Genomic DNA, 23701 nt, shown 5'->3' with positions numbered 1-23701 from the left:
TCCCGGCTAGCATCGTCCCCGGAATCGATTCAGTGGGGGACTGAATGATCACGGTCGAACTGGGCCTGGACGAACTCGCCGCTACCTCCTTCGCCTGTTCGGCGCTCCTGGAGACCGGCATGAGCCTGCGTATGTGGACGCACCCGGGCTACTACGCCGAGCAGGTGCCGCTGTTCAACCGCATGCGCCCCGCCTTCGAGCGCCTGGACACCGAGCTGCTGACCGCGCTCGTCGGCTCCTGGCGCTGGATCCCCGACTTCCTCACCCCGCGCCCGACGACGCCGTGGCCGGACTTCCACCGGGAGCTGGCGACGTTGCGGGCCACGCCGGTGGAGCGGATCTGGCCGGAGCTGGAGCAGACGTTCGTCAAGATCGACGGTGCCGTCCCGGCCCGGCTGCTGCGCGGGCGGCGCGATCCGGCCGGGCTGCTGGCCGAGATCGCGGACGAGTTCGAGGCGTACTGGGAGACCTGCCTGGCGCCGGAGTGGTGGCCGCGGGCGCGGTCGGTGTTGGAGTCCGACATCGTCTATCGGGCCCGGATGCTCGTCGAGCGCGGTGCGGGCACGCTGTTCGGCGAGTTGGGGGACCGGCTCAGCTGGGACGGCCGGCGGCTGAGGATCACCTGGGACGCCTCCGCGTACGCCGCCGCCGTCCCGAAGTACGACGTGCCGGCCACCGGGCACGGCGTGCTGCTGGCGCCGACCTGCTTCGCGCACGGTGCGCTGAGCATGATCGAGCCGACGCTGTCGGCGTGGATCCTCTATCCGGCGCGCGGCCTGGGGACGATGGCCGAGCGCGTGGTCCCGCCGCCGGCCGGACCGGCGCTGGAGCGGCTGCTCGGGGCGCCGCGGGCGCGGATGCTGCTGATGCTCGGCGAGCCGGTGTCGACCACCGAGCTGGCTCGGCAGCTGGGGGTCACGCCCGGGGCGGTGAGCCAGCATCTCAAGGTGCTCCTCGACGCCGGGCTGACGTCCCGGGCGCGGCACGGCCGCAGCGTGCTCTACGCGCGCAGTCCGCTCGGGGACTCGCTGGCGGGAATCGCTCCGCCGGGGCTGTCACATTCCGGGGCGCGCCGGGGTCAGAGAGATGAAGACGACGACGCCGCCCGATGAGGAGCCCGACCATGACCGCGATCCGCAGCCACCACTACCGCGTCAGCCCCGAGAAGTTCGACGAGTTCAGCACCCGGCGGGCGGCCGTGATCGACGCGGTCCGGGCCAAGCACCCGGCGCTGACCGCGACCCGGCTGGCCCGGCTGGAGGACGGCAGCTACTCGGACGTGTGGGTCTGGGAGAGCGCCGAGCAGATGGGCGCGGCGCTGGCCGATCTGCCGAACACGCCGGAGGCCTTCGCCGCGATGTCGATGGCCGACGGGAACGTGGCGCTGAACGGGACGGTGCTTCAGGAGCGGTGAGCCGCTGGGGCTTGTGCCTCGCACCAACGCACACTCCCCACGCACCGCGAAGCCCCCGGCGGGATCCGCTCCCGCCGGGGGCTCCGACGTTCTCATCCCTCCGCCGCGCCGGTCCGGGCCGGGACCGAAGCGGCGGTCACCCGCTTACAGGTGGTGGACCTTCTCCTCTTCGGGCAGGTCCTCGAAACGCTTGTAGGAGCGCCGGATCTCGGTCTCGGCCTGGGAGCGGTTCTGCCACTCGGCGTGGTGGACCTCCTTGCCCGGCTCGAGGTCCTTGTAGCTGGTGAAGAAGTGCTGGATCTCCTGGCGCTCGAACTCGGAGATGTGGTGGTAGTCCCGCAGGTGCTCGAAGCGCGGGTCGGTCGCCGGGACGCACAGGATCTTGTCGTCGCCGCCAGCCTCGTCGGCCATGTTCAGCATGCCGATCGCCCGGCAGCGGATCAGGCAGCCGGGGAAGGTCGGCTCGTCGAGCAGGACCATGGCGTCCAGCGGGTCGCCGTCCAGGGACAGGGTGTCCTCGATGAACCCGTAGTCCGTCGGGTAGACCATCGAGGTGAAAAGCATCCGGTCCAGCCGTATACGACCGGTCTTGTGGTCGACCTCGTACTTGTTGCGCTGGCCCTTGGGGATCTCGATGAGAACGTCGAACTCCATGGTCTTTCCTCGTTTCCGCGCTTTCAGGTGCTGCTACTAGTGTCGCCCAGACAGGCGGTGACGACAGAGTTCGCGAGATCAAGGAGTGACCTGAGTGGCAAGACAGGTGCCGGGAACGCTGCCGACCGCCATTGTGTCAGCCGCGCTCGGGATCGTACTGGCCGCGGGCTGCGTGTGGGCGGCCGGGCCGTGGTCCGGGGGACAGCGGGTGAGCGAGCGGGCGGACGCCTCGCGGGACGGGGCGGTCCCGGTCGCGCGGACGTCGCAGGGTTCGCTCGCGCCGTCCTCGGCGGCGCCCTCGACCCGCTCGGCCGGACCGGCGCACGTCCCGGCCGGAGCCGCTCTTTCCCCTGTTCTCGCAGGTGACAAGCCCGGCGGGGCGCTGACGGCGGCCGAGCTGGCCGGCGCGCTGCAGCCGCTGACGCTCGCGCCCGGGCTCGGCAAGCACGTCGGGATCGCGGTCGCCGACCCCGCTTCGCCGGCGCTCTTGTTCGACGAGCACGCCGCCGACGGCTTCGCGCCGGCCTCGACGAACAAAGTGGTGACCGCGGTCGCCGCGCTGTCCGCGCTCGGCCCGGACGACCGGTTCGCGACCCGGGTGGTGCAGGGCCCGGATTCCGCTGCGACGCCGACGATCGTGCTGGTCGGAGGGGGTGACCCGACACTGTCGACGCAGGGCCCTTCCTCCGACCCGGGCTACCAGCCGGCCTCGCTGGACGATCTCGCGGCGCGCACCGCCGCGGCCCTGCAGGCGAAGGGCGTGAAATCAGTCACACTCGGCTACGACGCCTCCGTTTTCAGCGGTCCGGGCCTCAACCCGACGTGGTCCCCCGACTACACCGACGGCAACGTGGCACCGGTGACCGGGCTGATGGTCGACGAGGGGCGGGCGAAGGCCGCGAACGATCTGAGCCCGCGCGTGACCGACCCGGCAGCCCTCGCGGCGGTGGACTTCGCGGGGCGGCTGGCGGCCCACGGCGTCCAGGTGACCGGCAAGCCCGCCACCGCCTCCGCCGGCTCCGGCGCCGAACTGGCGCGCGTCACCTCGCCGCGGCTCGCCAACCTGGTCGAGCACATGCTCACGGTCTCCGACAACGACCTCGCCGAGTCGCTGCTCCGGCACGTCGCACTGGCCGACAGCAAGCCGGCGACCTTCGACGGCGGCGTCGCGGCGGTCCGCGACCAGCTCGGCAAGCTCGGCCTGGACCTGACGGGCCTGAACGTCCTGGACGGCAGCGGCCTGTCCCGCAAGGACAGCATCACCCCGGCTTTCGAGGTCAAGGTCCTGTCGACCGCGGCGGCGGACGACCATCCAGAGCTGCGCGCGGCACTGACCGGCCTGCCGGTCGCGGGCTTCACCGGCACGCTCGACGAGGACGGCCGCTACACGACGGCGCCGTCGCTCGCGGGCGCCGGCCTGGTGCGCGCGAAGACCGGCTCGCTGACCGGCGTGGTGACGCTGGCCGGTCTGGTGCGCGACAGCTCGGGGCAGCTGCTGGTGTTCTCGCTGATGGCCGACGAGGCTACGGACTCCACCGCCGCGCGCGCGGCGGTGGACCGGCTGGCGACGACGCTGGCGGGATGCGGCTGCGGGGGAGGGACTGCGCCGCCGGCTGGGTAGAGGGCTGGGCAGGAAGGCCAGGACTACGCCGCCTTGTGTCTGCGCCGCGAGACCGACCACTAGCGCGCAGCGGTATGTGCACGGCGCGCAACGCTGGCGGCCACCTCGCCACCGCGACCTCTGCGGGTTCTACCAAGCCGCGACCTTTGCGGGCTCTACTAAGCCGCGACCTCCGCGACCTCCGCGCGCTCCACCCCAAGCGCGCACTGCTTCAGCGACCCCACGTAAGCCGCGATCGCGTCGTGGTTCCGCGTCAGCAGCGCGATCCGCTCCGCCAGCCGGTCGCGGTGACCCTCCAGGGTGGCGATGATCTCCGGCGTCGCGTCCGCGAAGTGGATCTCGCTCGGCTCGTTCAGGCAGGGCAAGATCTGCTTGATGATGCGCGTGGACAGCCCGGCGTCCAGCAGTCCGCGGATGTGCGCGACCTGGTCGACCAGCGCCGCGTCGTAGTCGCGGTAGCCGTTGGCGCAGCGGGCGACCCGGATCAGACCCTGCTCCTCGTAGTACCGGAGCAGACGCGGACTGGTGGCGGTGCGTTCCGCCAGTTCACCGATGCGCATGTGACCCACCTCACAGGCTCGCCGTTTGACCCTCACATCCGTGTGAAGGTTCGACCATGGTCGCATGAGCCAGGACATCGAACTCTACGATTATCGTCCCATCACCGAGCGCGAGCCGCTGAGCTGGCCCGGAGGAAACCGGGTGGCGTTCTACGTCGGCCTCAACATCGAACACTTCTACGTCGACCTCCCCGGGACCGCGACCTACGAGGGCACCACCGCGCTCACCCCCGACAGCCTCAACTACGGCTGGCGCGACTACGGTCCGCGCGTCGGCATTTGGCGGCAGATCAAGCTGCTCGACAAGCACGGCGTGAAAGCCAGTGCCCTGCTGAACTCCGACGTCGCCGCGCGCTACCCGCAGATCATCGAAGCCGGCGTGCGGCGCGACTGGGCCTGGCTCGGGCACGGCGCGAGCAACAGCCACCTGTTCACCGGGCTGGAGCGCGACGTCGAGCAGGGCGAGATCCGCGAGGTCCTGCGCACCATCGAGCAGGCCACCGGGGTCAAGCCGCGCGGATGGATGGGTCCGGGACTGATCGAGACCTTCCACACCCCGGAGCTGCTGGCGGCCGAGGGCGTCGAGTACGTCCTGGACTGGACCAACGACGACCAGCCCTACCCGACCAACGTCCCGGGCCTGCTGAGCCTGCCGTATTCGGTGGAGCTGAACGACATCGGCGTCTTCGTCAGCAAAGGGCTGAGCGGGCCGGACTTCGTGCAGATGGTGAAGGACCAGGTGGACCAGCTGTACGAGGACGCCGCCGACGGCTCCGGGCGGGTCATGGCGCTGGCCCTGCATCCGTTCATCACCGGGCAGGCGTTCCGCACCCGCTACCTCGACGAGGCGTTGGCGTATGTGGTGAACCACCCCGGGGTGTGGACGACGACGGCCGACGCGATCGCCGACCACTACCTGGCGGTGACGGGGCAGGCAGCGGCGTCGCGGTCCGCCGGATGAGGCCGCCACGAGCCCTCGGGCGGCCGATTTGCCGCGATCCGATCTAGGTTTCACCGGCGCCGCCACGTAGCCTGAGAGCCATGACGGCGAGAGCGCAGCTGGTCGACTGGCAACTTGCGGTGACGACGGCGCAGCGCCTGGTGCGGCCGGGCCCGGCGACCTCCGCGGCTGAGGCCGCCGCCACGGTGGCGGACCTGCGCCGGTACGCCGCCGAGTCGCGCGAGCATGTGGCGGGTTTCACCGGCCTGGCCAACCAGGGCACCATCCTGACCGAGCCGCAGGTGCTCGTGGTGGACCGGGCCGGCTGGATCAAGGCCAACGCCGAGGGCTTCAAGATCGTCACCGAGCCGCTGGCGCGCAAGCTCAACGAGAAGCGCGAGGGCGTGCCGCCGTCCGGGCTGGCCGCGCTGGGTCCCAAGGCGACCGCGCTGGAGCTGGGCACCCTGCTGGCCTACCTGTCGCACCGGATCCTGGGGCAGTACGAGATCTTCCAGGAGCCCGGCCGGCTGCTGCTGGTCGCCCCGAACATCGTCAGCGTGGAGCGGGAGCTGCAGGTCAAGCCGGACGACTTCCGGCTGTGGGTGTGCCTGCACGAGGAGACCCACCGCACGCAGTTCGCCGCCGTGCCGTGGTTGCGGGCGCACATCCTGGGCGAGATCGAGTCCTTCATCGCCGGCATGGACACCGATCCCGGCGCGCTGGCCAAGCGGGTCCGCGAGGCGGCCCAGGCGCGGCGCGACGGTGGCGAGCGGCGTCCGCTCACCGAGCTGGTGCAGACCCCGCAGCAGGTGGCGGTGCTGGACCGGATGGTCGCGGTGATGTCGCTGCTGGAGGGACACGCGGACTTCGTGATGGACGGCGTCGGACCGCAGGTGGTGCCCAGCGTCGGGGACATCCGCCGCAAGTTCGGGCAGCGCCGGGCCAAGGGCGCCAGCCGCATCGACGCGATCGTGCGCCGGGTGATCGGCATGGACGCCAAGATCCGGCAGTACCGGGACGGCGCGCGGTTCGTCGGCGCCGTGGTCGAGCAGGCCGGGATGTCCGGCTTCAACCGGGTGTGGACCTCGCCGAACACGCTGCCGACCCGGGCCGAGATCCACGACCCGGAAGCCTGGCTGGCGCGGGTGCGGCCTTAGGCCGGCGCGGGCGGAAAGCCCGGCGGAAAAGCGGAAAATGCCCAGGTGGAACGCGCGCGCCACGCCGTACGAGTGAGCCTCGGGAGTGTCGCCGCGACCTGAGGGGGATCGCGTCGTTGCTCACGGAAAAATGCGTCTCAACGCACGAAGGAGTACGAACATGGGTCCCGCCCCCGCCGTCGCCGCGATACGCCTGGCCGTCCGCAAGACCCTCTCCGGCCTCGCCCCCGGCGGCCTGGTCCTGGTCGCCTGCTCCGGCGGCGCCGATTCCATCGCGCTGGCCTGCGCCACCGCGTTCGTCGCGCCCCGGCTCTCCCTGCGCTTCGGCGGCCTGACCGTCGACCACAACCTGCAAGAGGGCTCGGCCGCGCAGGCCGAGCGTGTCGTCCGCTTCCTGGCGAGCCTGGGCTTCGATCCGGTCGAGAGCCTGTCGGTGCGGGTCGAGGGACACGGCGGGCCCGAGGCCGCGGCCCGCGTCGCGCGCTACGGCGCGCTCGACGCCGCCGCCGAGCGCCTCGGCGCGGCCACCGTCCTGCTCGGCCACACCCGCGACGACCAGGCCGAGACCGTCCTGCTCGGGCTGGCCCGCGGCTCCGGCGCGCGCAGCCTGGCCGGGATGCCGGCGCAGGCCGGCCGCTACGCGCGCCCCTTCCTGGACCTGCCGCGCGCCACCACCGTGGCCGCCAGTGCCGCCGAGGGCTTCGAGCCCTGGGACGACCCGCACAACGCCGACCCCGCCTACACCCGCTCCCGGGTCCGGCACGCCGCCATCCCGGCGCTGTCCGCGGCGCTCGGTCCGGGGATACCGGAAGCCCTGGCGCGGACGGCGAAGATGCTGCGCGAGGACACCGAGGCGCTCGACGCGTGGGCCGCTCGGGAGTTCGACAGGCTCCTGGAACCCTTCGGCGACTGTGATCTGTCCCACTACCTCGACGTGTCCGAACTGTCCGTCCTGCCCACCGCCGTGCGCCGCAGAGTGCTGCGCCTGGCCGCGCTGCGGGCCGGGTGTCCCGGCTCTGACCTGGCCGCCGTCCACATCGAGGAGCTGGACCGGCTGCTGACCGACTGGCGCGGCCAGGGACCGTTGCACCTGCCCAGCGCGGTCGCGGCGGCCCGCCGGTATGGAAAGCTGGCCTTCGAGAGATCCGGTGCGCTGCGCCGTGGCGGCGCGGACCGGAGCGATCCCGGCCAGCCGGCGGAGGACCCCGCCCCGGCCGGATTGTTGATGCCGGCTTAAGCGACGCACGACGGGACCGCAGCGTGGACGACAAGGACATGGGCCAGGACCTGGAGAAGGTCCTCATCCCCGCCGACGAGATCAAGGCCAAAGTGGCCGGGCTCGCCCGCGCTATCGAGGCCGACTACCAGGGCAAGGAAGTGCTGCTGGTCGGCGTGCTGAACGGCGCGCTGGTGGTGATGGCGGACCTGATCCGCGAGCTGCACATCGACTCCGAGATGGACTGGATGGCGATCTCCTCCTACGGCGCGGGGACCAAGTCCTCCGGCGTGGTGCGGATCCTGAAGGACCTCGGCGCCGACATCCAGGACCGGCACGTGCTGGTGGTCGAGGACATCATCGACTCCGGGCTGACCCTGTCCTGGCTGCTGTCCAACCTGCGCTCGCGCCGCCCGGCCTCGCTGGAGGTGGTCACGCTGCTGCGCAAGCCCGACGCCGCCAAGGTCGCCATCGACGTCAAGTACGTCGGTTTCGACATCCCGAACGAGTTCGTCGTCGGGTACGGCCTGGACTACGCCCAGCGCTTCCGCGGTCTGCCCTTCATCGGCACACTCGCGCCGCACGTATACAGTTCGTAGGCGGAATGACACTCGGGTAACCCACGTTGGGAGCAGTGTGGGTTCATCGGGTGCCTCGCGCGGGAACGCAGTGACCGCGTACGGTCGTTAGGCATCATGAATCGCATCATGAAACGCATCATGAACCAGGCACCATGAACTGCATCATGAACTGACACCCGAGACGGACCCGCACCCACACCCCCGCCGTGAACAGCTAGCACGAGTCGTAGAGGATCGATGGACGTCAAGCGTTACTTCCGAGGCCCAGTGATCTGGGTCGTCCTGGCCGTCGTGGCGGTCCTCGCGGTCATGCAGCTGGTCTCCTCGGCCGGCGGACCCAAGTCCGTGGACACCTCCGTCGTCTTGGACGCCATCCACAAGAACCAGGTTGTCTCCGCCAAGCTGATCGGCGGGTCGGGCTCCTCGATCGAGGTGAAGGTCGACCCGAACGGCCCGGTCGCCCAGGCCCAGGGCTCCTCCGACCTCAGGGCCACCTACCTGAACGACCAGCAGGGCAACGAAATCGCCACCGCTCTGAACACCTCCCAGCAGGAGGGCGGCGGCCTGAGGTCCGGCTACAACGTGTCGCTGGCCAAGCAGAACGCCTTCGTCGGCATCCTGATCACCCTGCTGCCCTTCGTCCTGATCGCCCTGGTCTTCCTGTTCCTGATGAACCAGATGCAGGGCGGCGGCTCCCGGGTGATGAACTTCGGGAAGTCCAAGGCCAAGCTGGTGAGCAAGGACACGCCGAAGACCACCTTCGCCGACGTGGCCGGCGCCGACGAGGCCGTGGAGGAGCTCCAGGAGGTCAAGGAGTTCCTGGAGGCCCCGGCGAAGTTCCAGGCCATCGGCGCCAAGATCCCCAAGGGCGTGCTGCTCTACGGCCCGCCCGGAACCGGTAAGACGCTGCTGGCCCGCGCCGTGGCCGGCGAGGCCGGCGTGCCCTTCTTCTCGATCTCCGGCTCGGACTTCGTGGAGATGTTCGTCGGTGTCGGCGCCTCGCGCGTCCGCGACCTGTTCGAGCAGGCCAAGGCCAACGCCCCGGCGATCGTGTTCGTCGACGAGATCGACGCCGTGGGCCGGCACCGCGGTGCCGGGCTCGGCGGCGGCCACGACGAGCGCGAGCAGACGCTGAACCAGCTGCTGGTGGAGATGGACGGCTTCGACGTCAAGGGCGGCGTGATCCTCATCGCCGCGACCAACCGCCCGGACATCCTGGACCCGGCGCTGCTGCGCCCGGGCCGGTTCGACCGGCAGATCGCGGTCGAGGCGCCGGACCTGGAGGGCCGCAAGCAGATCCTGGCGGTGCACTCCAAGGGCAAGCCGCTGGCGCAGGGCGTGGACCTGAGCTCGCTGGCCAAGCGCACGCCCGGCTTCACCGGCGCGGACCTGGCCAACGTGCTGAACGAGGCCGCGCTGCTCACCGCGCGCGGTGACAAGAAGCTCATCGACAACGAGGCGCTGGACGAGGCGGTGGACCGCGTGGTCGCCGGCCCGCAGAAGCGCACCCGCCTGATGAGCGACAAGGAGAAGAAGGTCACCGCCTACCACGAGGGCGGCCACGCCCTGGTGGCGCACGCCATGCCGAACCTGGACCCGGTGCACAAGGTGACGATCCTGTCCCGCGGCCGCGCCCTGGGCTACACCATGGTGCTGCCGGAGGAGGACAAGTACTCCACCACGCGCAACGAGATGCTGGACAACCTGGCCTACGCCATGGGCGGGCGCACCGCCGAGGAGCTGGTCTTCCACGACCCGACCACCGGGGCGTCCAACGACATCGAGAAGGCGACCAACATCGCCCGCTCGATGGTCACCCAGTACGGCATGACCGAGCGCCTCGGGCCGATCAAGTTCGGCAAGGAGACCGGCGAGGTCTTCCTGGGCCGCGACATGGGCCACCAGCGCGACTACTCCGAGGAGATCGCCTCGATCGTCGACGAGGAGGTCAAGCGGCTCATCGAGAGCGCGCACGACGAGGCCTGGGAGGTCCTGGTCGAGTACCGCGACATCCTGGACCAGCTGGTCCTGGAGCTCCTGGAGAAGGAGACCCTGAACAAGGAGCAGATCGCCGCGATCTTCGCCCCGGTGGCCAAGCGCCCGCAGCGCCCGGCCTGGATCGGCTCCTCGCGCCGTACCCTGCAGACCCGCCCGCCGGTGCAGACCCCGCGCGAGCTGGAGGCGGCCCGCTCGGCCGCCAACGGGACCGTGACCGACGCCATCATCGGCCGGACGGACACGGTGCCCGAACAGTGAGTGAGAGCACCACCGAGAACCAGCGCGGCGGCGATGCCGCCTCCCGGGCCGCGAGCGACCCGGGAGGCGGCATCGCCCGCGTCAGCCTCGCCGGCCAGCCCGGGCAGGCGGCGCCGGACCTGGGCCGCGCGGTCTCCGGCTACGACGCCGAGCGTGCCGAGCGCGCGGTCCGCGAACTGCTCCTGGCGGTCGGGGAGGACCCGGACCGCGAGGGTCTGAAGGAGACCCCGGCGCGGGTGTCGCGGGCCTACCGCGAGATATTCGCCGGGCTGCACCAGGGCCCTGAGGACGTGCTGACCACGACCTTCGACCTGGGCCACGACGAGATGGTGCTGGTCCGCGACATCGAGGTGTACAGCACCTGCGAACACCACCTCGTGCCGTTCCACGGAGTGGCCCACGTGGGGTACATTCCCTCGGTGGACGGACGGATCACGGGCCTGTCGAAGCTGGCCCGGCTGGTCGACGTCTACGCCAAGCGGCCGCAGGTCCAGGAGCGCCTGACGACGCAGATCGCCGACGCGCTGGTCCGCATCCTGGAGCCGCGCGGGGTCATCGTCGTTGTGGAGTGCGAACACCTGTGCATGTCGATGCGAGGGATCAGGAAGCCGGGCGCGAAGACCGTGACCTCGGCGGTGCGGGGGCAGCTGCTCGCCCCGGCGAGCCGTGCCGAGGCGATGAGCCTGATCCTGGGCCGGTGAGCGCGCGCTCAGCCCGGCCGACCGCCGCTCCGCCTGTCCCCACTTCAGCCGAAGCCGCCGCGGCGTGCCCGGATCCGGCTGCCGAGCCGGGCTGCCCCGGATCGGGTGACGGCGACGCTGCCGGCGGTGCCGGATCGCGCGTCAAGTCCCCCCGGGCGGGTAAGCGCCGGAGTGAGGCCACAGGACTGGCGGGCGCTGCCGGGGATTTGCCGAAGGATGCCCCGGCGTCCGCCGGCGAGGGGCACAATCAGGTCCGATCCGCCGCGTCGGCGGACGCTGACAGCCCCAGTGACAACCTGCACGGTGCCCTCGAACGTCCCTCCAACATGACTCGGGCCAAAGCCATGACCTCCAAGACCGAGCCGCCCCCGTCCGATACGGCGGCGGTCCAGCCGCCGCCGCGTCGGAACTGGGTGCCGCGGCTCGTCGCGTTCATCACCTACCTGGCCGGCTTCGGCAACATCGCCTCGGCGATCTCGCCGGGCTTCCGGCACTCCCGGGTGCACTCGATCAGCCTCAAGGTGCCCACCGAGGTGCAGAACCTGGCCGCCGCGGCCACGCTGATGTCCGGCGTGCTGCTGGTGCTGATCGCGCACGCGCTCAAGCGCCGCAAGAAGCGGGCCTGGTGGGTGGCGGTCGTACTGCTCATCACAGTGGTGGTCTTCCACCTCGTGCGCTCGTTCCGCAGCGAGGACCGCGAGGCCGCGACGCACTACCTGGGCGTGCAGATCGTCCTGACGATCGTGGTGCTGGTCCTGCTGCTGGTCTACCGCGAGGAGTTCTACGCCCTCGGCGACCCGTACACGCGCTGGCGCGCGCTGCGCGCCTTCGTGCTCCTGGCAGCGTTCTCCTTCGCCGCCGGCATGGCCCTGATGTACTGGCAGGGCAAGCACATCGAGAGCGACCCGACGGTCTGGGTCCGCTTCCAGCACGTCGCCCTGGGTCTGATCGGCATCGACGGCCCGGTCAACTTCAAACGCGGCGCGACCGACGACCTGGTCGCCGCGCTGCTCGGCGGTCTGGGCCTGATGACCGCGCTGATCGTCGGCTACCTGATGCTGCGCCCGGCCGAGCCGATCGCCCGGCAGTCCGCCGAGGACGACGAGCGGCTGCGCGAGCTGATCGCCAAGCAGGGCCGCCGGGACTCCCTGGCCTACTTCGCCACCCACCGCGACAAGTCGGTGATCTGGTCGCCCTCGGGCAAGGCCGCGATCACCTACCGCGTGGTCTCCGGCGTGATGCTGGCCTCCGGCGACCCGATCGGCGACCCCGAGGCCTGGCCCGGCGCGATCAAGGTGTACGTGGAGGAGGCCGACCGGCACGCCTGGGTGGTGGCGGTGGTCGGCTGCTCGGAGACCGGCGGCGAGGTGTGGTGCCGCGAGGCCGACCTGGACGCGCTGGAGCTGGGCGACGAGGCGATCTGCTACACGGACAGGTTCAGCCTGGAGGGCCGCGCGATGCGCAACGTGCGGCAGATGGTGAACCGGGTCGAGCGTCAGGGCTATGAGTGCCAGGTGCGCCGGCTCAAGGACATCCCGCGCGCCGAGGTCGAGCTGATCAAGACCGGGATCGAGGCCTGGCGCGGCTCCAGCGAGCGCGGCAGCTTCTCGATGGCGCTGGGCCCGGACCGCTTCGGCGACCCGGGCGACGCCGAGTGCGTGGTCGCGACCGCGACCAAGGACGGCGAGGTCCGGGCGCTGATCAACTTCGTGCCCTGGGGCACCGACGGCATGAGCCTGGACCTGATGGTGCGCGACCGCGAGGCAGAGCCCGGACTCAACGAACTGCTGATCGTCAAGGCGATGCAGGCGGCCAAGGGCCTGGGGATCGTGCGGGCGTCGCTGAACTTCGCGGTGTTCCGCTCCGCGCTGGAGCGCGGCGAGAAGCTCGGCGCCGGCCCGATCACCCGGATGTGGCGCTCCACGCTGGTGTTCTTCTCGCGCTGGTACCAGATCGAGTCGCTGTACAAGTTCAACTCGAAGTTCCAGCCGGAGTGGGTGCCGCGGTTCGTGGCGTTCAAGAACACCCGAGACATCCCGCGCGTGGGCTTGGCGTACGCCGAGGCCGAGGGCTTCATCGTCCCGCCGGGCCTGCCCTGGTCGAAGAAGGACCGGGACGAGCGCGAGCTGGACGACCTCGACGGCGAGTGCCCTGAGCGCGAGGACTGCGACGAGGCCGAGGGCAAGGCCGACGCCGAGGGCAAGGCGGACGGCGAGGGCAAGGCGGACGGCGAGCCGGGCACCAAGCCGGAGAACGAGCCGGAGCCGGAGAACCAGCCCGAGAACACAGCCGAGAACAAGCCGGGGTCCAAGCCCGAGCCCAAGCCCGGCTACCGGGCCGGCGGCAAAGCCGAGAACACCGCGAAGCGCCCGGTCGCCGAGCCCGTGGCCGCGCTTCGCGGGCCGGGAGGACAGAAGGCCGCGAACGGCTAGGCTTTCACCATGGACGCGCAGGGCCGCCCCCTCAACCGCAGCCAGACCGTGCGCGGTCTGCCGGATTTCGGACGCTGCGCCGTGTTCGGCGTGGTGAACGTGACGCCCGATTCCTTCTCCGACGGCGGCGAGTACTACGCCGACGGCGACACCGCCAAGGCCGTGGCGCACGGCCTGCGCCTGCACCGGCACGGGGTGGACGTGGTCGACGTCGGCGGGGAGTCCACCCGCCCCGGCGCCGCCCGGGTCACCGCCGAGCAGGAGCTGGACCGGGTGCTGCCGGTGATCGAGCAGCTGGCCGCCGCCGGGGTGCGGGTGTCGGTGGACACCATGCGCGCCTCGACCGCCGCGGCTGCGCTGGACGCCGGCGCGGTGATCGTCAACGACGTCTCCGGCGGCCTGGCCGATCCGGAGATGTTCCCGCTCGTGGCCGGATCCGGCGTGCCGTACATCTTGATGCACTGGCGCGGGCACAGCACTGACATGCAGACCCGTGCGGTGTACGGCGACGTGGTGAAGGAAGTCATAGAAGAGTTGCAGGCGCGCTATGACGAGGCTCTGGCCGCGGGCATCGGCGAGGACCAGGTGATCCTGGATCCGGGCCTGGGCTTCGCGAAGAACGCCGACCACAACTGGGCCCTGCTGGCCCATATCGAGAAGCTGGAGTCGCTCGGCCGTCCGCTGCTGATCGCCGCTTCTCGCAAGAACTTCTTAGGCCGGCTGCTGGCCGACCAGGCCGGCGGGATCCGTCCGGCCCACGGCCGGGACTCCGCGACGAGCGCGCTGTCCGCCCTGGTGGCCGCGTCCGGCGCCTGGGGCGTGCGCGCGCACGACGCGCTCGGCTCGCTGGACGCGGTCCGGGTGGCCGCGGCGCTGGCGGCGGCGCGATGAGCGCCCGGGAGTTCGGCGGCGTGGGGGAGCCCGGCGAGTCCGAGCCCGGTGAGTCCAAGCCCGGCGGCCCTGAGAACGTTGGCGGTCCGGACGCGGCCGGCGGCGGTCCTGTCGGCGGGGCCGGTGCTGCCGGCGGATCGGGCGGCGCGGGCGAGGACGGCTTCGGGGACTTCGGCCGCTTCGAGGAGGAGTTCGGTACCTTCGCCGCCGGTCCCGAGGGCCCGCCGCCGCAGGTGGCCGCGGACATCGAGGCGATCACCGAGGCCAACGAGGAGTTCTACGCCGCCGCCGAGGCCGGCGACCTGGACCGGCTGGGCGCGATCTGGCTGTCCGGGCCGTTCGAGGCCTCGGTGCAGTGCGTGCATCCCGGCTGGGCGCCGGTGTTCGGGCGCGAGGACGTGCTGCGCTCGTGGGCGGTGGTGTGCGCGAACACGCCGTTCCTGCAGTTCTTCCTGACCGACGTGCGGATCGACGTGGTCGACCGGATCGCGGTGGTCAGCCTGACCGAGAACATCATCACCGACATGTCGGCCGGCTCCTCGGAGGAGGACCCGGGCTTCATCGCCGGCGGCCGGGCCACGACCATCAACATCTTCCGCCGCACCGACGAGGGCTGGCAGCTGTGGATGCACCACGCCTCCGCGGTGATGGAGAGCGTCGAAGAGTAGCGCCGGCAGCCTCCCGGACCGCCGGAGCCGGAGCCGACCGCGCAGGTCAGCCCCGGCGATCATGGGCGCGGCCGGCTCGGGCCGGTTCTCGGGCCGGTGGTCGGGCGGGTATTCGGGCGATCCCGGAACGGCAGGCCCGAGCACGCCCCGGTATGTTCGTCATGATGTCTACTCACACGAAGCGGCTCGACCGGGTGACCGTCCACGGGCTGCGCGGGCGCGGCCACCACGGGGTCTTCGAGCGCGAGCGGGAGAAGGGCCAGACGTTCATGGTCGACGTCACGCTGGGTCTGGACACCAGCCGTGCCGCCGCCAGCGACGCGCTGGCGGACACGGTGAACTACGGCGAGGTCGCCGAGCGCATCGTGGCCCTGATCGAGGGCGAGCCGGTCAACCTCATCGAGACCCTGGCGGCCCGGATGGCGGCGGCGTGCCTGGAGTACCCGCTGGTGGAAGAGGTCGAGATCACCCTCCACAAGCCGGACGCGCCGATCACGGTGCCGTTCGAGGACGTCACCGTGACCGTGGTCCGGACGCGGGAGGACCTGGCGGTCGCGACGGCGCGCCCGCCGGAGAACGGCGGGTCGGCGATATGAGCGAAGCAGCCACCGGCGAGAGCGCCGTCCGCGTCCACACCGCCGTCCTGGCGATCGGCGGCAACCTCGGCGACCGCCTGGCCAACCTGCAGTCCGCGATCGACTCCTTAGCCGACACCCCGACCCTGGCCATCGCCTGGCTGTCCCCGGTCTACGAGACCGCCCCGCTGCTGGCCGAGGGCGCCGACCCCCAGGACGACTACCTCAACGCGGTCCTCGGTGTGACCTCCGCGCTGCCGCCGGACATGCTCCTGATGCGCACGCAGGCGATCGAGGAAGCCCTGGGCCGCACCCGCAAGATCCACTGGGGCGCCCGCACGATCGACATCGACATCGTCCAGGTCGACGACCTGGTCTCCGACGACCCGGAGCTGACGCTGCCGCACCCGCGAGCAGCGCAGCGCGCCTTCGTCCTCGCCCCCTGGCACGACGCGCGCCCTGATGACGTCCTGACCGGCGCCGGACCCATCGCCGACCTGCTGGCCGCGCTCGGCGGGGCGGCGGCGCAGGGTGCGGCGCGGCGGGACGATCTGGAACTGCTGCTGCCGTAGGCGCGTGGCTCGGCTGCCGGAAACGTGGCCGCCGCTGGGGCGTAGCCGGACGTCAGCGCGCGGTGGCAGTCGGACGCACGGTGACAGTCGGAGCTGTGCGGGAGTGGTGACTGCTGTGGCGGCTGCTTCCCCTGCTGCCAAAGGCGGTTTCGTCATCACCGCCGCTGCGGGCCGTCGATTTCGAGCCGCCGCCCTCAGCAGCCCTCGCGTCGCCAACCACGGTTTTCCGCCACCTCCGCGCCCATTCCGTCGGGCGTGTCGCCCGGCTCCGGCTCCGCCCCTGGTCAGCGCCTTGCGCGGCGGCTTGGGCGGCGCCGGCCGCAGCGTGGGGCGACGCCGCCGGGCGCCTCGGGCGCAGCGGCTCGCCTCCCCCGCCACGATCCGCGTACCGTGGACCCTGTGAAGCCCACACGTCCCCTGGCACTCGCGGTCGCGTTCCTCGTGGTCGGCGCCTTGTCCTATGGCGGCGTCCAGCTCTGGTCGCACTACGGCACCCCGCCCGGCGTCCCGGCTTCCGCCCCGCTGACCCCGGCGATCCTCGCCGTCATCATGCTGGCCACCGCGCTGGCCTTTCCGCTCGCGGCTGAAGGCGCAGCGGGAGGCGGTGCAGCGGCTCCTCGACGGGGAGCCGACCCCGCCGATCCTGCCCGGGCAGCGTGCCGCCAAGCCGCTGGACCCGCTGCAGGCGGCGCGCGCGGTGATGTTCGCGAAGGCGTCCTCGATGGTCGGGGCGATCGTCTCGGGGGTCTATGCCGGCTACGGGGTGTTCCTGCTCGGCAAGCTCGACATCGACGTCTACCGCACCCGCGCGATCGTCTGCGGCATCACGGTCCTGTGCGGCCTGGCCCTCGTCGCCGCGGCGCTGTTCCTGGAGTACGTCTTGCGCGTGCCGCCGAGCGGTCCGGAGGACGGCCTGCCCAAGGACGGCAGCAAGAGCAAGTCGGCGACGGCGGCCCGCCCCGTGCGCAACCGCCCCGACGGGACCTTTCCGGTCCGCCGCACCTCGAACCGATCAGGTTCTTGATTCGTCCCGATGATTCGGCCGCCTGACTCGTTCCCCTGATTCGTCCTCGATCGACCTCGTGAATGGCCGGGTATGTCGGATCCCTGCCCATTTGCAAGATCTTGATATCCGCGTGCCCGGTATCGCTCGTACGTTTCGCTTGTCCGTGCGAGGGCGCAGCCAGTACTGTTCGGCCATGCGTCACGCTCGGCAGCTCCAGGCCCAGCGACGCGGGGGCGACATAGCCGGCCCGGCATGGCCCTCGATCGTCGCCACCACCACGTCCTTGACCGGCGCGGCCGCGGGCATCGCGACCACGCTCGTCTGGAGCGATCCGCTCCACCTCCGGCTCGGCGTCGGCATGGCCGCCGCCGGCGCGGTCTTCTCCTCCGTGGCGATGTTCGCCGCCCGGCGCGACCGGTCGACCCGCCGCGAGCTGGTCGCCACCCTGCGCGAGGACCACGCCGCCGAGCTCCGGTATGAGACCACGCGCCGGGACAAGCAGATCTCCGACCTGAAGACCGACGCGCTCGCCGCGGAGGAGACGGTCGTCCTGTTCGAGGAGCGGGCCAAGGAGGAGCAGCTCCGCGCCGACGCCTCCGAGGCCGCGCGGGTGCGGGCCGAGCACGATCTGGCGGTGCTCTCGGCGTGGGTCCAGCAGACCACCGCCGCGGCCGAGCTGACCCGCTCGGCGGTGCAGTCCTTCGCCCAGGTGCAGCCCTTCGAGCCGGCGCAGCAGTTCGAGCCGGTGTCGGTGCACGACCACGCCTTCGCCAGCTACCAGGCCGCCCGCACGGGTGCCTACGAGCTCGAATACGACCCGGCCTACGCCGCGCAGCCGGTCTACGACGCCGTCCCGGCCTACGAGACCGAGTACGCCGCCTACACCGACTACGTGGACTATGCCGAGTTCACGGACCAGGGCTACGGCGCGACCACGTACGCCACGACCCCCGCGGGCGCCGAGATCGACCTGCGCCCCGCCGCCGCCGTGCCGGTCCGCGCGCCGGAGCCGCAGCTCTCTGCCGCGCTGCCCGCCGCCGAGCCGCGGCCGCTGCGCTCGGCGGTGCTCGCGGTGCGCGACGAGGTCGGCTTCGACGTCGCCGGCGAGGTCGCCGGCCCGGGCCGGGACCCGTACACGGTGCCCGGCGTGGTCATGCCCCGCCAGCGCGCCGACGGCCTGCCCCCGTCGCTGCCCCAGGCCCGCCCGGTGCCCCCGGAGCGGCTCTACCGCCCCTACCTCGCCACGGATCAGGGCACGGCGTCCACGTCCAACGCGGCGCCGGTGGACCTGACGATGTACGACGAGACGCAGCAGATGGCCAGGATCGAGCACCGGGAGACCGGGACCGGCTGAGGTTCCTCAAGCCCGCTGAGCTTTTCGCCGTGAGAGGTCCCGCCGAGGCCGGCGGGACCTCTTCGCGCTCACTTGTCGACGTCGCCGACCACGAAGAACATCGATCCCAGGATCGCGACCATGTCCGACACCAGATGCCCGGGCAGCACCTCGGCCAGCACCTGGATGTTGTTGAACGACGCCGAGCGCAGCTTGAGCCGCCACGGGGTCTTGTCGCCGTGCGAGACCAGGAAGTAGCCGTTGATGCCCAGCGGGTTCTCGGTCCAGGCGTAGGTGTGGCCCTCGGGAACCTTCAGGATCTTCGGCAGCCGCTGGTTGATCGGCCCGGTGGGCAGCGTGTCCAGCTTGTCGGCGCAGGCCTGGGCGATGTCCAGGGAGTTGTACGCCTGCTCCAGCAGCACCTCGAAGCGCGCCAGGCAGTCGCCGCCGCGGCCGGTGACGACCTTCAGCTTCTCGCGCACCTCCGGCTCGCCGTACGCCAGGTAGGGATCGTCGCGGCGCAGGTCGAAGTCGACGCCCGAGGCGCGGGCGATCGGCCCGGACACCCCATACGCCGCGATCTGCTCGGGGGTCAGGACCCCGACGCCCCGGGTGCGGGCCCGGAAGATCTCGTTGCCGGTGATCAGCCGGTCGATGTCGGACATCCGGGAGCGCACGGTCGCGATCGCCGCCCGGACCCGGTCGGTCCAGCCCAGCGGCAGCTCGTCCTTCAGCCCGCCGACCCGGTTGAACATGAAGTGCATGCGGCCGCCGGAGATCTCCTCCATCACCGCCTGGATCTCCTCGCGCTCGCGGAACGCGTAGAAGATCGGCGTGATCGCGCCCAGTTCCAGGGGATAGGAGCCCAGGAACATCAGGTGGTTGAGAATCCGGTTCAGCTCCGCCAGCAGGGTGCGGGCCCAGGTGGCGCGCTCGGGGACCTCCATCCCCAGCATCCGCTCGACCGCCAGCACCACGCCGAGCTCGCTGGCGAACGCCGACAGCCAGTCGTGCCGGTTGGCCAGCACGATGATCTGCCGGTAGTCGCGGACCTCGAAGAGCTTCTCGGCGCCGCGGTGCATGTAGCCGATGATCGGGTCGGCCGAGACGATGCGCTCGCCGTCCAGGACCAGCCGCAGGCGCAGCACACCGTGGGTGGCCGGGTGCTGCGGGCCGATGTTGAGCACCATGTCGGTGGTCTCCAGGCCCGTTCCGGTGCCCGCGACGCGCTCGGTCAGCTGCTGGGAGGTCATGCCGGTCATTGTGCCAGGCGCCCCGGTCGGTGCCGGTGCCGCGACCGGTCGGCGGGCATCCGGTGGGCATCCGGTGAGCAGCTGCGCGGGCAGCTCGGAGGCCACCCGCGCGGGCGTCGATCACGGTTCGGTGACGGAAGGAGGGGGACAGGCAACGCGCCGTGCCGCCCTGCGTCTATGTGGTGGGAGGCCCGTGCGGACGGGCCGCGGGGCGGTCAGGGGTCGGATATGAGGCGAGGGCTTCGCGCCGTCGTGGCGGGCTTGATGGTGGTCGGCGCCGGGACGTTCGCGGCGGGCACGGCGGTGGCGGCGGACGGCACGGGCCCGGTGGCCACGCCCCCGTCGTCCCCGAAGACGCAGACAGTGTCCGGCGTCGCGGCGAACGGCGTGCAGCTGTCGATGACGGCGCCCGCGCAGCTGCCGCTGGACCTGCCGGACCAGCAGCTGCCCGAGCGCGAGGTCGACGTCACGGCGACCGACGTCGGCGGCCAGGGCTATACGGGCACTGTGACCATGACGCTGACCTCCGAGGGCAGCAGCGCCTCGGCCTCGTCCCTGCGGCTGGACCACTACGACCAGGCAAGCGGCGCGTGGCAGCCGGAGAGCATCCCCTCGGGCGGCTCCTCGTTCACGGTCACCGACGACGTGGCCGTTCCGGCGAACGGCACGCAGGTCCTGAAGCTGCGGCTCTCGCCCGGCACGAAGGTGGTCGACGACGTGAAGCTGAGCGCCTCGGCCAATGGCGCGACAGCCGTGGCGACCATGCCGGTGACCGGGCTCTCGTTCCAGGTCACCGGACTGTCGGGCACGGCGCGCGCCGGCTCGCCGATCGTCCTCACCGGCACGCTGACCAATCCGACGGACGTGAGCCTGCGCGACGTCCCGGTGAAGCTGCTGCTGTGTTCGGGAGGCTCCGCGGGCTGCGTCTCGCACGCCTCGGACGTGAAGGTGGAGGCGCAGAGCAGCACCGGCGCCTGGCGCACCGTCTCGGTGTCCGACGCCACGGCCACGAGCCCGATGTCCGCGATGGTGGTCCCGCAGCTGACGCTCCCCGCCGGCGGCACGGCGCAGTTCTCGGTCCGGGTGACGGTCGGCGCGGGGGCGTTCGGCACACCGGGCCAGCCGTCGAGCCAACCGACGGACCAGCCGACCAGCCAGCCCTCCTCCACGGCGCCGGCCCAACCGGTCTCGGTGGCGGTGGCCCTCAACGCACTCGGCCTGACCTTCGAAACCCAGCCGACCACCTCCGGCACCCTCACCGTCCAGCCGCCGCCCCAGCAGCCCGCGACCCCCTCCACCCCCTCGAGCACAGCGAGCAGCTCCACCCCCTCGGCGACCCCGACCACCACCGACTCGCCCACCCCGACCACCACCCCCACCGCGACGCCCAGCACGACCCCGACCACCACCCCGGCCTCCTCGACCGACGCAGCCAGCACCCCCGACGCCGCGACCTCCAGCAGCAACCCGACCATCCTGGTCGCCGCCGGCCTGCTCGCGGTCTGCCTGGCCCTGGTGCTCTGGTGGGCCCTGATGAAGCGCCGCGAGCGGACCGCGGTGGCCGCCGCCGCACACGGCGATGCCGAGGCGCACGACGACGAGTACGGGACGGAGCACGGCGAGCAGTAGGCGGGCTTCGTCTGTGGTTCCGCGCGTCGGTGTCGGCGCAAGAGCGGGTTTCTGGCTCGTGTCGCCCCGGTAGGCGCGACCGCCCGCCGGCCGCCGACGTTACCCCGTCATGAAAAAGTGGCGTGGCCGGACCGTGAAATCCGGTCCGGCCACGCCGGACCGGCGGCCACCGCCCCATGGCAGCCGCCGGTCGTCGGTGAGGCTCGCGCTACAAGCCGCGCTTGGCCAGTTCCTCCAGGAGGTTGTGCTTGCGCGCGTGGGCGGCGCGCAGGGCCTCGATGTACGCCACGGCTTCGGACTTGCGGTGCAGGCGCTGGTAAGCCGCCTTCAGGTGCTGCAGATAGCGCGCGGCTTCGGCGTAGTCGCGGCGGTTGCGGGCCGCTATCCGCGCCTCGATGTGCTTCTTGTAGACGGGGATGGCGCTCGCCGGGTCGGTCAGGGCGCGCACGTCCGCCAGCCGCAGCTCGGTGTCGTTGACGTCGGTGCCCGGGGTGACCAGCTCGTCGACCCGGGCGGCGAGGTGGCGGCGCAGGTCGTGGTCGTCGTGGGCGGTGTCCAGCAGCAGGGCGATCAGATCCTCGCGGTCCAGGATGCCCAGGAGCCGCCGCAGTCCGGCGATCTCCCGCTGCGCGGCGGCGAACTCCGCGCTCCGGGTCTTCTCGACCGGCCCGTCCAGGTACACCAGCCCGACCGCGACACAGTGCCGGCAGAAGTCGCCGGCCATGCCGCGCGGGCAGTCGCAGGAGAAGTCCAGTCCGGCCGGCCGCCGGTCCAACCGCACCTGCCACGGCTCGGAACCATAAACGGTCGCGGTGATCTCCGCTCCCGAGGTCCCGAGACCGTCGACGGCCGGGACGGAGGCGACCCCCCGCTGATAGGCGCGCGGCCCGGCCAGCCGCTCCAGATCCTTCTTGCTGAAGAATGCTGTCATACACACATTCTAGCGAGCGGGTCTGACAAAGTCGGGGCGCAATCGGACGCTCTATCCCAAACACGGGTGGCGAAACCCGGGCACGCGGATCGTTGCGGAGGCGTTATCCGGGTGCTGCGACGGTGGCGGATCCGTTCCGGGGGCGGGGTGGCGCTTCGTCGCCGGACGAGTGGCTGGAAATCGATGGTACGGCGCGATGCCGAGCCTCGATTCTGACGCCGAACGGCTCAGCAGCGCCCCACCAGCGCCTCAGCAGCCTGCGAAGGCCAGCAGCCACCCGAACCCGCCGAGCCCGCCCGGGTCGGTGAGTTCGGCCGCCGCCGACGCCCGGCTCAGTCCGCGCAGATACCCGAGCGGATCCGACGCGGCGAGCGCCAAATCCGGCCGCGCGCCGGAGATGCCCAGCTCTCGCAGGTATTCGCGCTGCGTGGTGAGCACTGTCTCGACCATAGGATCCCGAGGCGCCCCCGAATCCAGCGCCGCCGAATCCAGCGCCGCCGCGCAAGCGTCCAGCGCCACATGCGCCGTGATGTCGCAGCTCCCATCCGGCACGGCAGGTACCTGATGCCCCTCCCGATAGCCGGTCAACGTGCCGAAACGCGGACGGCCCGCCGCCGTGTGCGAGTAGTCGACAGCCACCGCGACCCCCCGCTCGAGCCGGTCCACCACCGAGCGCCACGCCGCGTCCCGATCCAGGCCGATCTCCGCGCGCGCACCGGCGGAGTCCCCGCCCTCGCTCAGCGGCCACCACCGCTCCAACCACGCCTGCTGCGCGGCGTCCGGCAGCTCCCCAGCCCGCTCGTCCCCGCTGTCCGGATCGACCTCCACGATCCGTGCGACCCCGTCCGCGCCGACCTCCGCGACGTCGCACACCACGTTGTCCAGCCACTCGTTCGCGATGAGCAGCCCGACTACCCCCGACGGCGCGGACCCGGTCCACTCCACGGCCTCCGGCAGCCCTTCTGGGCGCGGCCTCAGGTCCACCGCGACGGCCCGCAGCCGTGCCGCCACCTCAGGCGCCGCAGCCGTCAGCCACTCCACGACCCCGGCGGTCAGCTCGCCGCCTCCGGCGGCCATGTCCACGAAGTCCAGCCGCGCCGGCGCGCCGAGCCGCTCGTCCACCCGCAGGAGGAGGCGGCCGACGGCCTCGGCGAAGACCGGGTTGTGCGCCGAGGTCCGGAAATGCGCCGCGGGTCCGGCGCCCGGCCTGCGGTAGAAGCCCTCGGGACCGTAGAGGGCCTGCTCCATCGCGGTGCGCCACGTCAGCCATTCCGTCACGGCGGCCACGCTACCGCCCTGGTCATGCGACCT

Annotated in this window: 22 protein-coding genes; 17 read left to right on the top strand and 5 right to left on the bottom strand. The window is 71.7% G+C overall.

The annotated features are described in order from the left end of the window. The first annotated feature begins 44 nt into the window (after positions 1-44). Positions 45-1112: an ArsR/SmtB family transcription factor gene (locus tag CACI_RS41685; protein ID WP_015796983.1), complete on the top strand. Its 1068-nt coding sequence runs from the start codon at positions 45-47 to the stop codon at positions 1110-1112. Between the two features lie 11 nt (positions 1113-1123). Next, entirely contained in the window at positions 1124-1414 is a 291-nt protein-coding gene (locus CACI_RS41680; protein WP_015796982.1) for a hypothetical protein, read from the top strand. A 144-nt stretch (positions 1415-1558) separates the two neighbouring features. On the opposite strand, the gene CACI_RS41675 is transcribed toward CACI_RS41680, so the two are convergent. Then, entirely contained in the window at positions 1559-2068 is a 510-nt protein-coding gene (locus tag CACI_RS41675) for an inorganic diphosphatase (protein WP_015796981.1), read from the bottom strand. 94 nt (positions 2069-2162) lie between these two features. Between CACI_RS41675 and dacB the strand changes: the two genes are divergently transcribed. Beyond that, on the top strand, positions 2163-3689 hold the full coding sequence (dacB, locus tag CACI_RS41670) for a D-alanyl-D-alanine carboxypeptidase/D-alanyl-D-alanine endopeptidase (RefSeq protein WP_015796980.1): 1527 nt from the start codon (positions 2163-2165) through the stop codon (positions 3687-3689). 158 nt (positions 3690-3847) lie between these two features. Here the strand turns inward: dacB and CACI_RS41665 are convergent, their stop codons facing one another. After that, a complete protein-coding gene (locus CACI_RS41665) occupies positions 3848-4249 on the bottom strand; it encodes a MerR family transcriptional regulator (RefSeq protein WP_015796979.1) in 402 nt (133 codons plus the stop codon). A gap of 64 nt (positions 4250-4313) precedes the next feature. On the opposite strand from CACI_RS41665, the gene CACI_RS41660 reads away from it, so the two are divergent. From CACI_RS41660 to CACI_RS41600, 13 genes are all read left to right on the top strand, one after another. Next, the gene (locus CACI_RS41660; RefSeq protein ID WP_015796978.1) at positions 4314-5210 is read left to right on the top strand and encodes a polysaccharide deacetylase family protein; all 897 of its coding nucleotides are present in this window, start codon (positions 4314-4316) and stop codon (positions 5208-5210) included. Positions 5211-5290: 80 nt separating this feature from the next. Beyond that, positions 5291-6346, top strand: coding sequence for a zinc-dependent metalloprotease (locus CACI_RS41655; protein WP_015796977.1), 1056 nt, complete (start codon positions 5291-5293; stop codon positions 6344-6346). A gap of 160 nt (positions 6347-6506) precedes the next feature. Continuing rightward, positions 6507-7583, top strand: a complete 1077-nt coding sequence (gene tilS / locus CACI_RS41650) for a tRNA lysidine(34) synthetase TilS (RefSeq protein ID WP_015796976.1) — start codon at positions 6507-6509, stop codon at positions 7581-7583. A gap of 23 nt (positions 7584-7606) precedes the next feature. Then, on the top strand, positions 7607-8161 hold the full coding sequence (gene hpt, locus CACI_RS41645; protein ID WP_317623736.1) for a hypoxanthine phosphoribosyltransferase: 555 nt from the start codon (positions 7607-7609) through the stop codon (positions 8159-8161). Between the two features lie 219 nt (positions 8162-8380). Then, positions 8381-10399, top strand: a complete 2019-nt coding sequence (gene ftsH, locus CACI_RS41640; protein WP_015796974.1) for an ATP-dependent zinc metalloprotease FtsH — start codon at positions 8381-8383, stop codon at positions 10397-10399. Between the two features lie 119 nt (positions 10400-10518). Further along, positions 10519-11100 (top strand): GTP cyclohydrolase I FolE, encoded by a 582-nt coding sequence (folE, locus tag CACI_RS41635; RefSeq protein WP_041543867.1) that lies wholly within the window; start codon positions 10519-10521, stop codon positions 11098-11100. A gap of 344 nt (positions 11101-11444) precedes the next feature. After that, positions 11445-13532: a phosphatidylglycerol lysyltransferase domain-containing protein gene (locus tag CACI_RS41630; protein ID WP_190276696.1), complete on the top strand. Its 2088-nt coding sequence runs from the start codon at positions 11445-11447 to the stop codon at positions 13530-13532. A gap of 9 nt (positions 13533-13541) precedes the next feature. After that, complete coding sequence (folP, locus tag CACI_RS41625) at positions 13542-14423, top strand: dihydropteroate synthase (protein ID WP_015796971.1); 882 nt, start codon at positions 13542-13544, stop codon at positions 14421-14423. Beyond that, a complete protein-coding gene (locus tag CACI_RS48740) occupies positions 14420-15091 on the top strand; it encodes a nuclear transport factor 2 family protein (protein WP_015796970.1) in 672 nt (223 codons plus the stop codon). Before folP ends, CACI_RS48740 begins: the two co-directional genes overlap by 4 nt. A 164-nt stretch (positions 15092-15255) precedes the next feature. Continuing rightward, on the top strand, positions 15256-15687 hold the full coding sequence (gene folB, locus CACI_RS41615) for a dihydroneopterin aldolase (RefSeq protein WP_049872179.1): 432 nt from the start codon (positions 15256-15258) through the stop codon (positions 15685-15687). After that, on the top strand, positions 15684-16238 hold the full coding sequence (folK, locus tag CACI_RS41610; RefSeq protein ID WP_015796968.1) for a 2-amino-4-hydroxy-6-hydroxymethyldihydropteridine diphosphokinase: 555 nt from the start codon (positions 15684-15686) through the stop codon (positions 16236-16238). Before folB ends, folK begins: the two co-directional genes overlap by 4 nt. 604 nt (positions 16239-16842) lie before the next feature. Continuing rightward, complete coding sequence (locus CACI_RS46875) at positions 16843-17262, top strand: DUF3180 domain-containing protein (RefSeq protein ID WP_015796967.1); 420 nt, start codon at positions 16843-16845, stop codon at positions 17260-17262. A gap of 175 nt (positions 17263-17437) precedes the next feature. Beyond that, positions 17438-18598, top strand: a complete 1161-nt coding sequence (locus CACI_RS41600) for a hypothetical protein (protein WP_015796966.1) — start codon at positions 17438-17440, stop codon at positions 18596-18598. Positions 18599-18666: 68 nt separating this feature from the next. Here the strand turns inward: CACI_RS41600 and CACI_RS41595 are convergent, their stop codons facing one another. Next, a complete protein-coding gene (locus CACI_RS41595) occupies positions 18667-19839 on the bottom strand; it encodes an NADH-quinone oxidoreductase subunit D (protein ID WP_015796965.1) in 1173 nt (390 codons plus the stop codon). A gap of 219 nt (positions 19840-20058) precedes the next feature. On the opposite strand from CACI_RS41595, the gene CACI_RS46870 reads away from it, so the two are divergent. After that, a complete protein-coding gene (locus CACI_RS46870) occupies positions 20059-21459 on the top strand; it encodes a hypothetical protein (protein WP_015796964.1) in 1401 nt (466 codons plus the stop codon). Between the two features lie 208 nt (positions 21460-21667). Here CACI_RS46870 and CACI_RS41585 read toward each other — a convergent pair whose 3' ends face one another. After that, positions 21668-22390 carry an SWIM zinc finger family protein gene (locus tag CACI_RS41585; protein ID WP_015796963.1) on the bottom strand — a complete coding sequence of 241 codons (723 nt, stop codon included), beginning with the start codon at positions 22388-22390 and terminating at the stop codon, positions 21668-21670. 249 nt (positions 22391-22639) lie between these two features. After that, positions 22640-23677, bottom strand: a complete 1038-nt coding sequence (locus CACI_RS41580; RefSeq protein ID WP_015796962.1) for an SAM-dependent methyltransferase — start codon at positions 23675-23677, stop codon at positions 22640-22642. Positions 23678-23701: the final 24 nt, after the last annotated feature.

Origin of the sequence: Catenulispora acidiphila DSM 44928 (genome assembly GCF_000024025.1) — a bacterium.
Taxonomy (GTDB): Bacteria; Actinomycetota; Actinomycetes; order Streptomycetales; family Catenulisporaceae; genus Catenulispora; species Catenulispora acidiphila.
This window is presented reverse-complemented; position numbering and strand designations above follow the sequence as displayed.

Excerpts from the sequence above, each read along its gene's own strand:
- CACI_RS41685 (WP_015796983.1), top strand. The coding sequence starts at position 45 with ATGATCACGGTCGAACTGGGCCTGGACGAACTCGCCGCTACCTCCTTC.
- CACI_RS41680 (WP_015796982.1), top strand. The coding sequence starts at position 1,124 with ATGACCGCGATCCGCAGCCACCACTACCGCGTCAGCCCCGAGAAGTTC.
- CACI_RS41675 (WP_015796981.1), bottom strand. The coding sequence starts at position 2,068 with ATGGAGTTCGACGTTCTCATCGAGATCCCCAAGGGCCAGCGCAACAAG.
- CACI_RS41665 (WP_015796979.1), bottom strand. The coding sequence starts at position 4,249 with ATGCGCATCGGTGAACTGGCGGAACGCACCGCCACCAGTCCGCGTCTG.
- CACI_RS41660 (WP_015796978.1), top strand. The coding sequence starts at position 4,314 with ATGAGCCAGGACATCGAACTCTACGATTATCGTCCCATCACCGAGCGC.
- CACI_RS41655 (WP_015796977.1), top strand. The coding sequence starts at position 5,291 with ATGACGGCGAGAGCGCAGCTGGTCGACTGGCAACTTGCGGTGACGACG.
- tilS (WP_015796976.1), top strand. The coding sequence starts at position 6,507 with ATGGGTCCCGCCCCCGCCGTCGCCGCGATACGCCTGGCCGTCCGCAAG.
- ftsH (WP_015796974.1), top strand. The coding sequence starts at position 8,381 with ATGGACGTCAAGCGTTACTTCCGAGGCCCAGTGATCTGGGTCGTCCTG.
- CACI_RS41630 (WP_190276696.1), top strand. The coding sequence starts at position 11,445 with ATGACCTCCAAGACCGAGCCGCCCCCGTCCGATACGGCGGCGGTCCAG.
- folP (WP_015796971.1), top strand. The coding sequence starts at position 13,542 with ATGGACGCGCAGGGCCGCCCCCTCAACCGCAGCCAGACCGTGCGCGGT.
- CACI_RS48740 (WP_015796970.1), top strand. The coding sequence starts at position 14,420 with ATGAGCGCCCGGGAGTTCGGCGGCGTGGGGGAGCCCGGCGAGTCCGAG.
- folB (WP_049872179.1), top strand. The coding sequence starts at position 15,256 with ATGTCTACTCACACGAAGCGGCTCGACCGGGTGACCGTCCACGGGCTG.
- folK (WP_015796968.1), top strand. The coding sequence starts at position 15,684 with ATGAGCGAAGCAGCCACCGGCGAGAGCGCCGTCCGCGTCCACACCGCC.
- CACI_RS41600 (WP_015796966.1), top strand. The coding sequence starts at position 17,438 with ATGCGTCACGCTCGGCAGCTCCAGGCCCAGCGACGCGGGGGCGACATA.
- CACI_RS41595 (WP_015796965.1), bottom strand. The coding sequence starts at position 19,839 with ATGACCGGCATGACCTCCCAGCAGCTGACCGAGCGCGTCGCGGGCACC.
- CACI_RS46870 (WP_015796964.1), top strand. The coding sequence starts at position 20,059 with ATGAGGCGAGGGCTTCGCGCCGTCGTGGCGGGCTTGATGGTGGTCGGC.
- CACI_RS41585 (WP_015796963.1), bottom strand. The coding sequence starts at position 22,390 with ATGACAGCATTCTTCAGCAAGAAGGATCTGGAGCGGCTGGCCGGGCCG.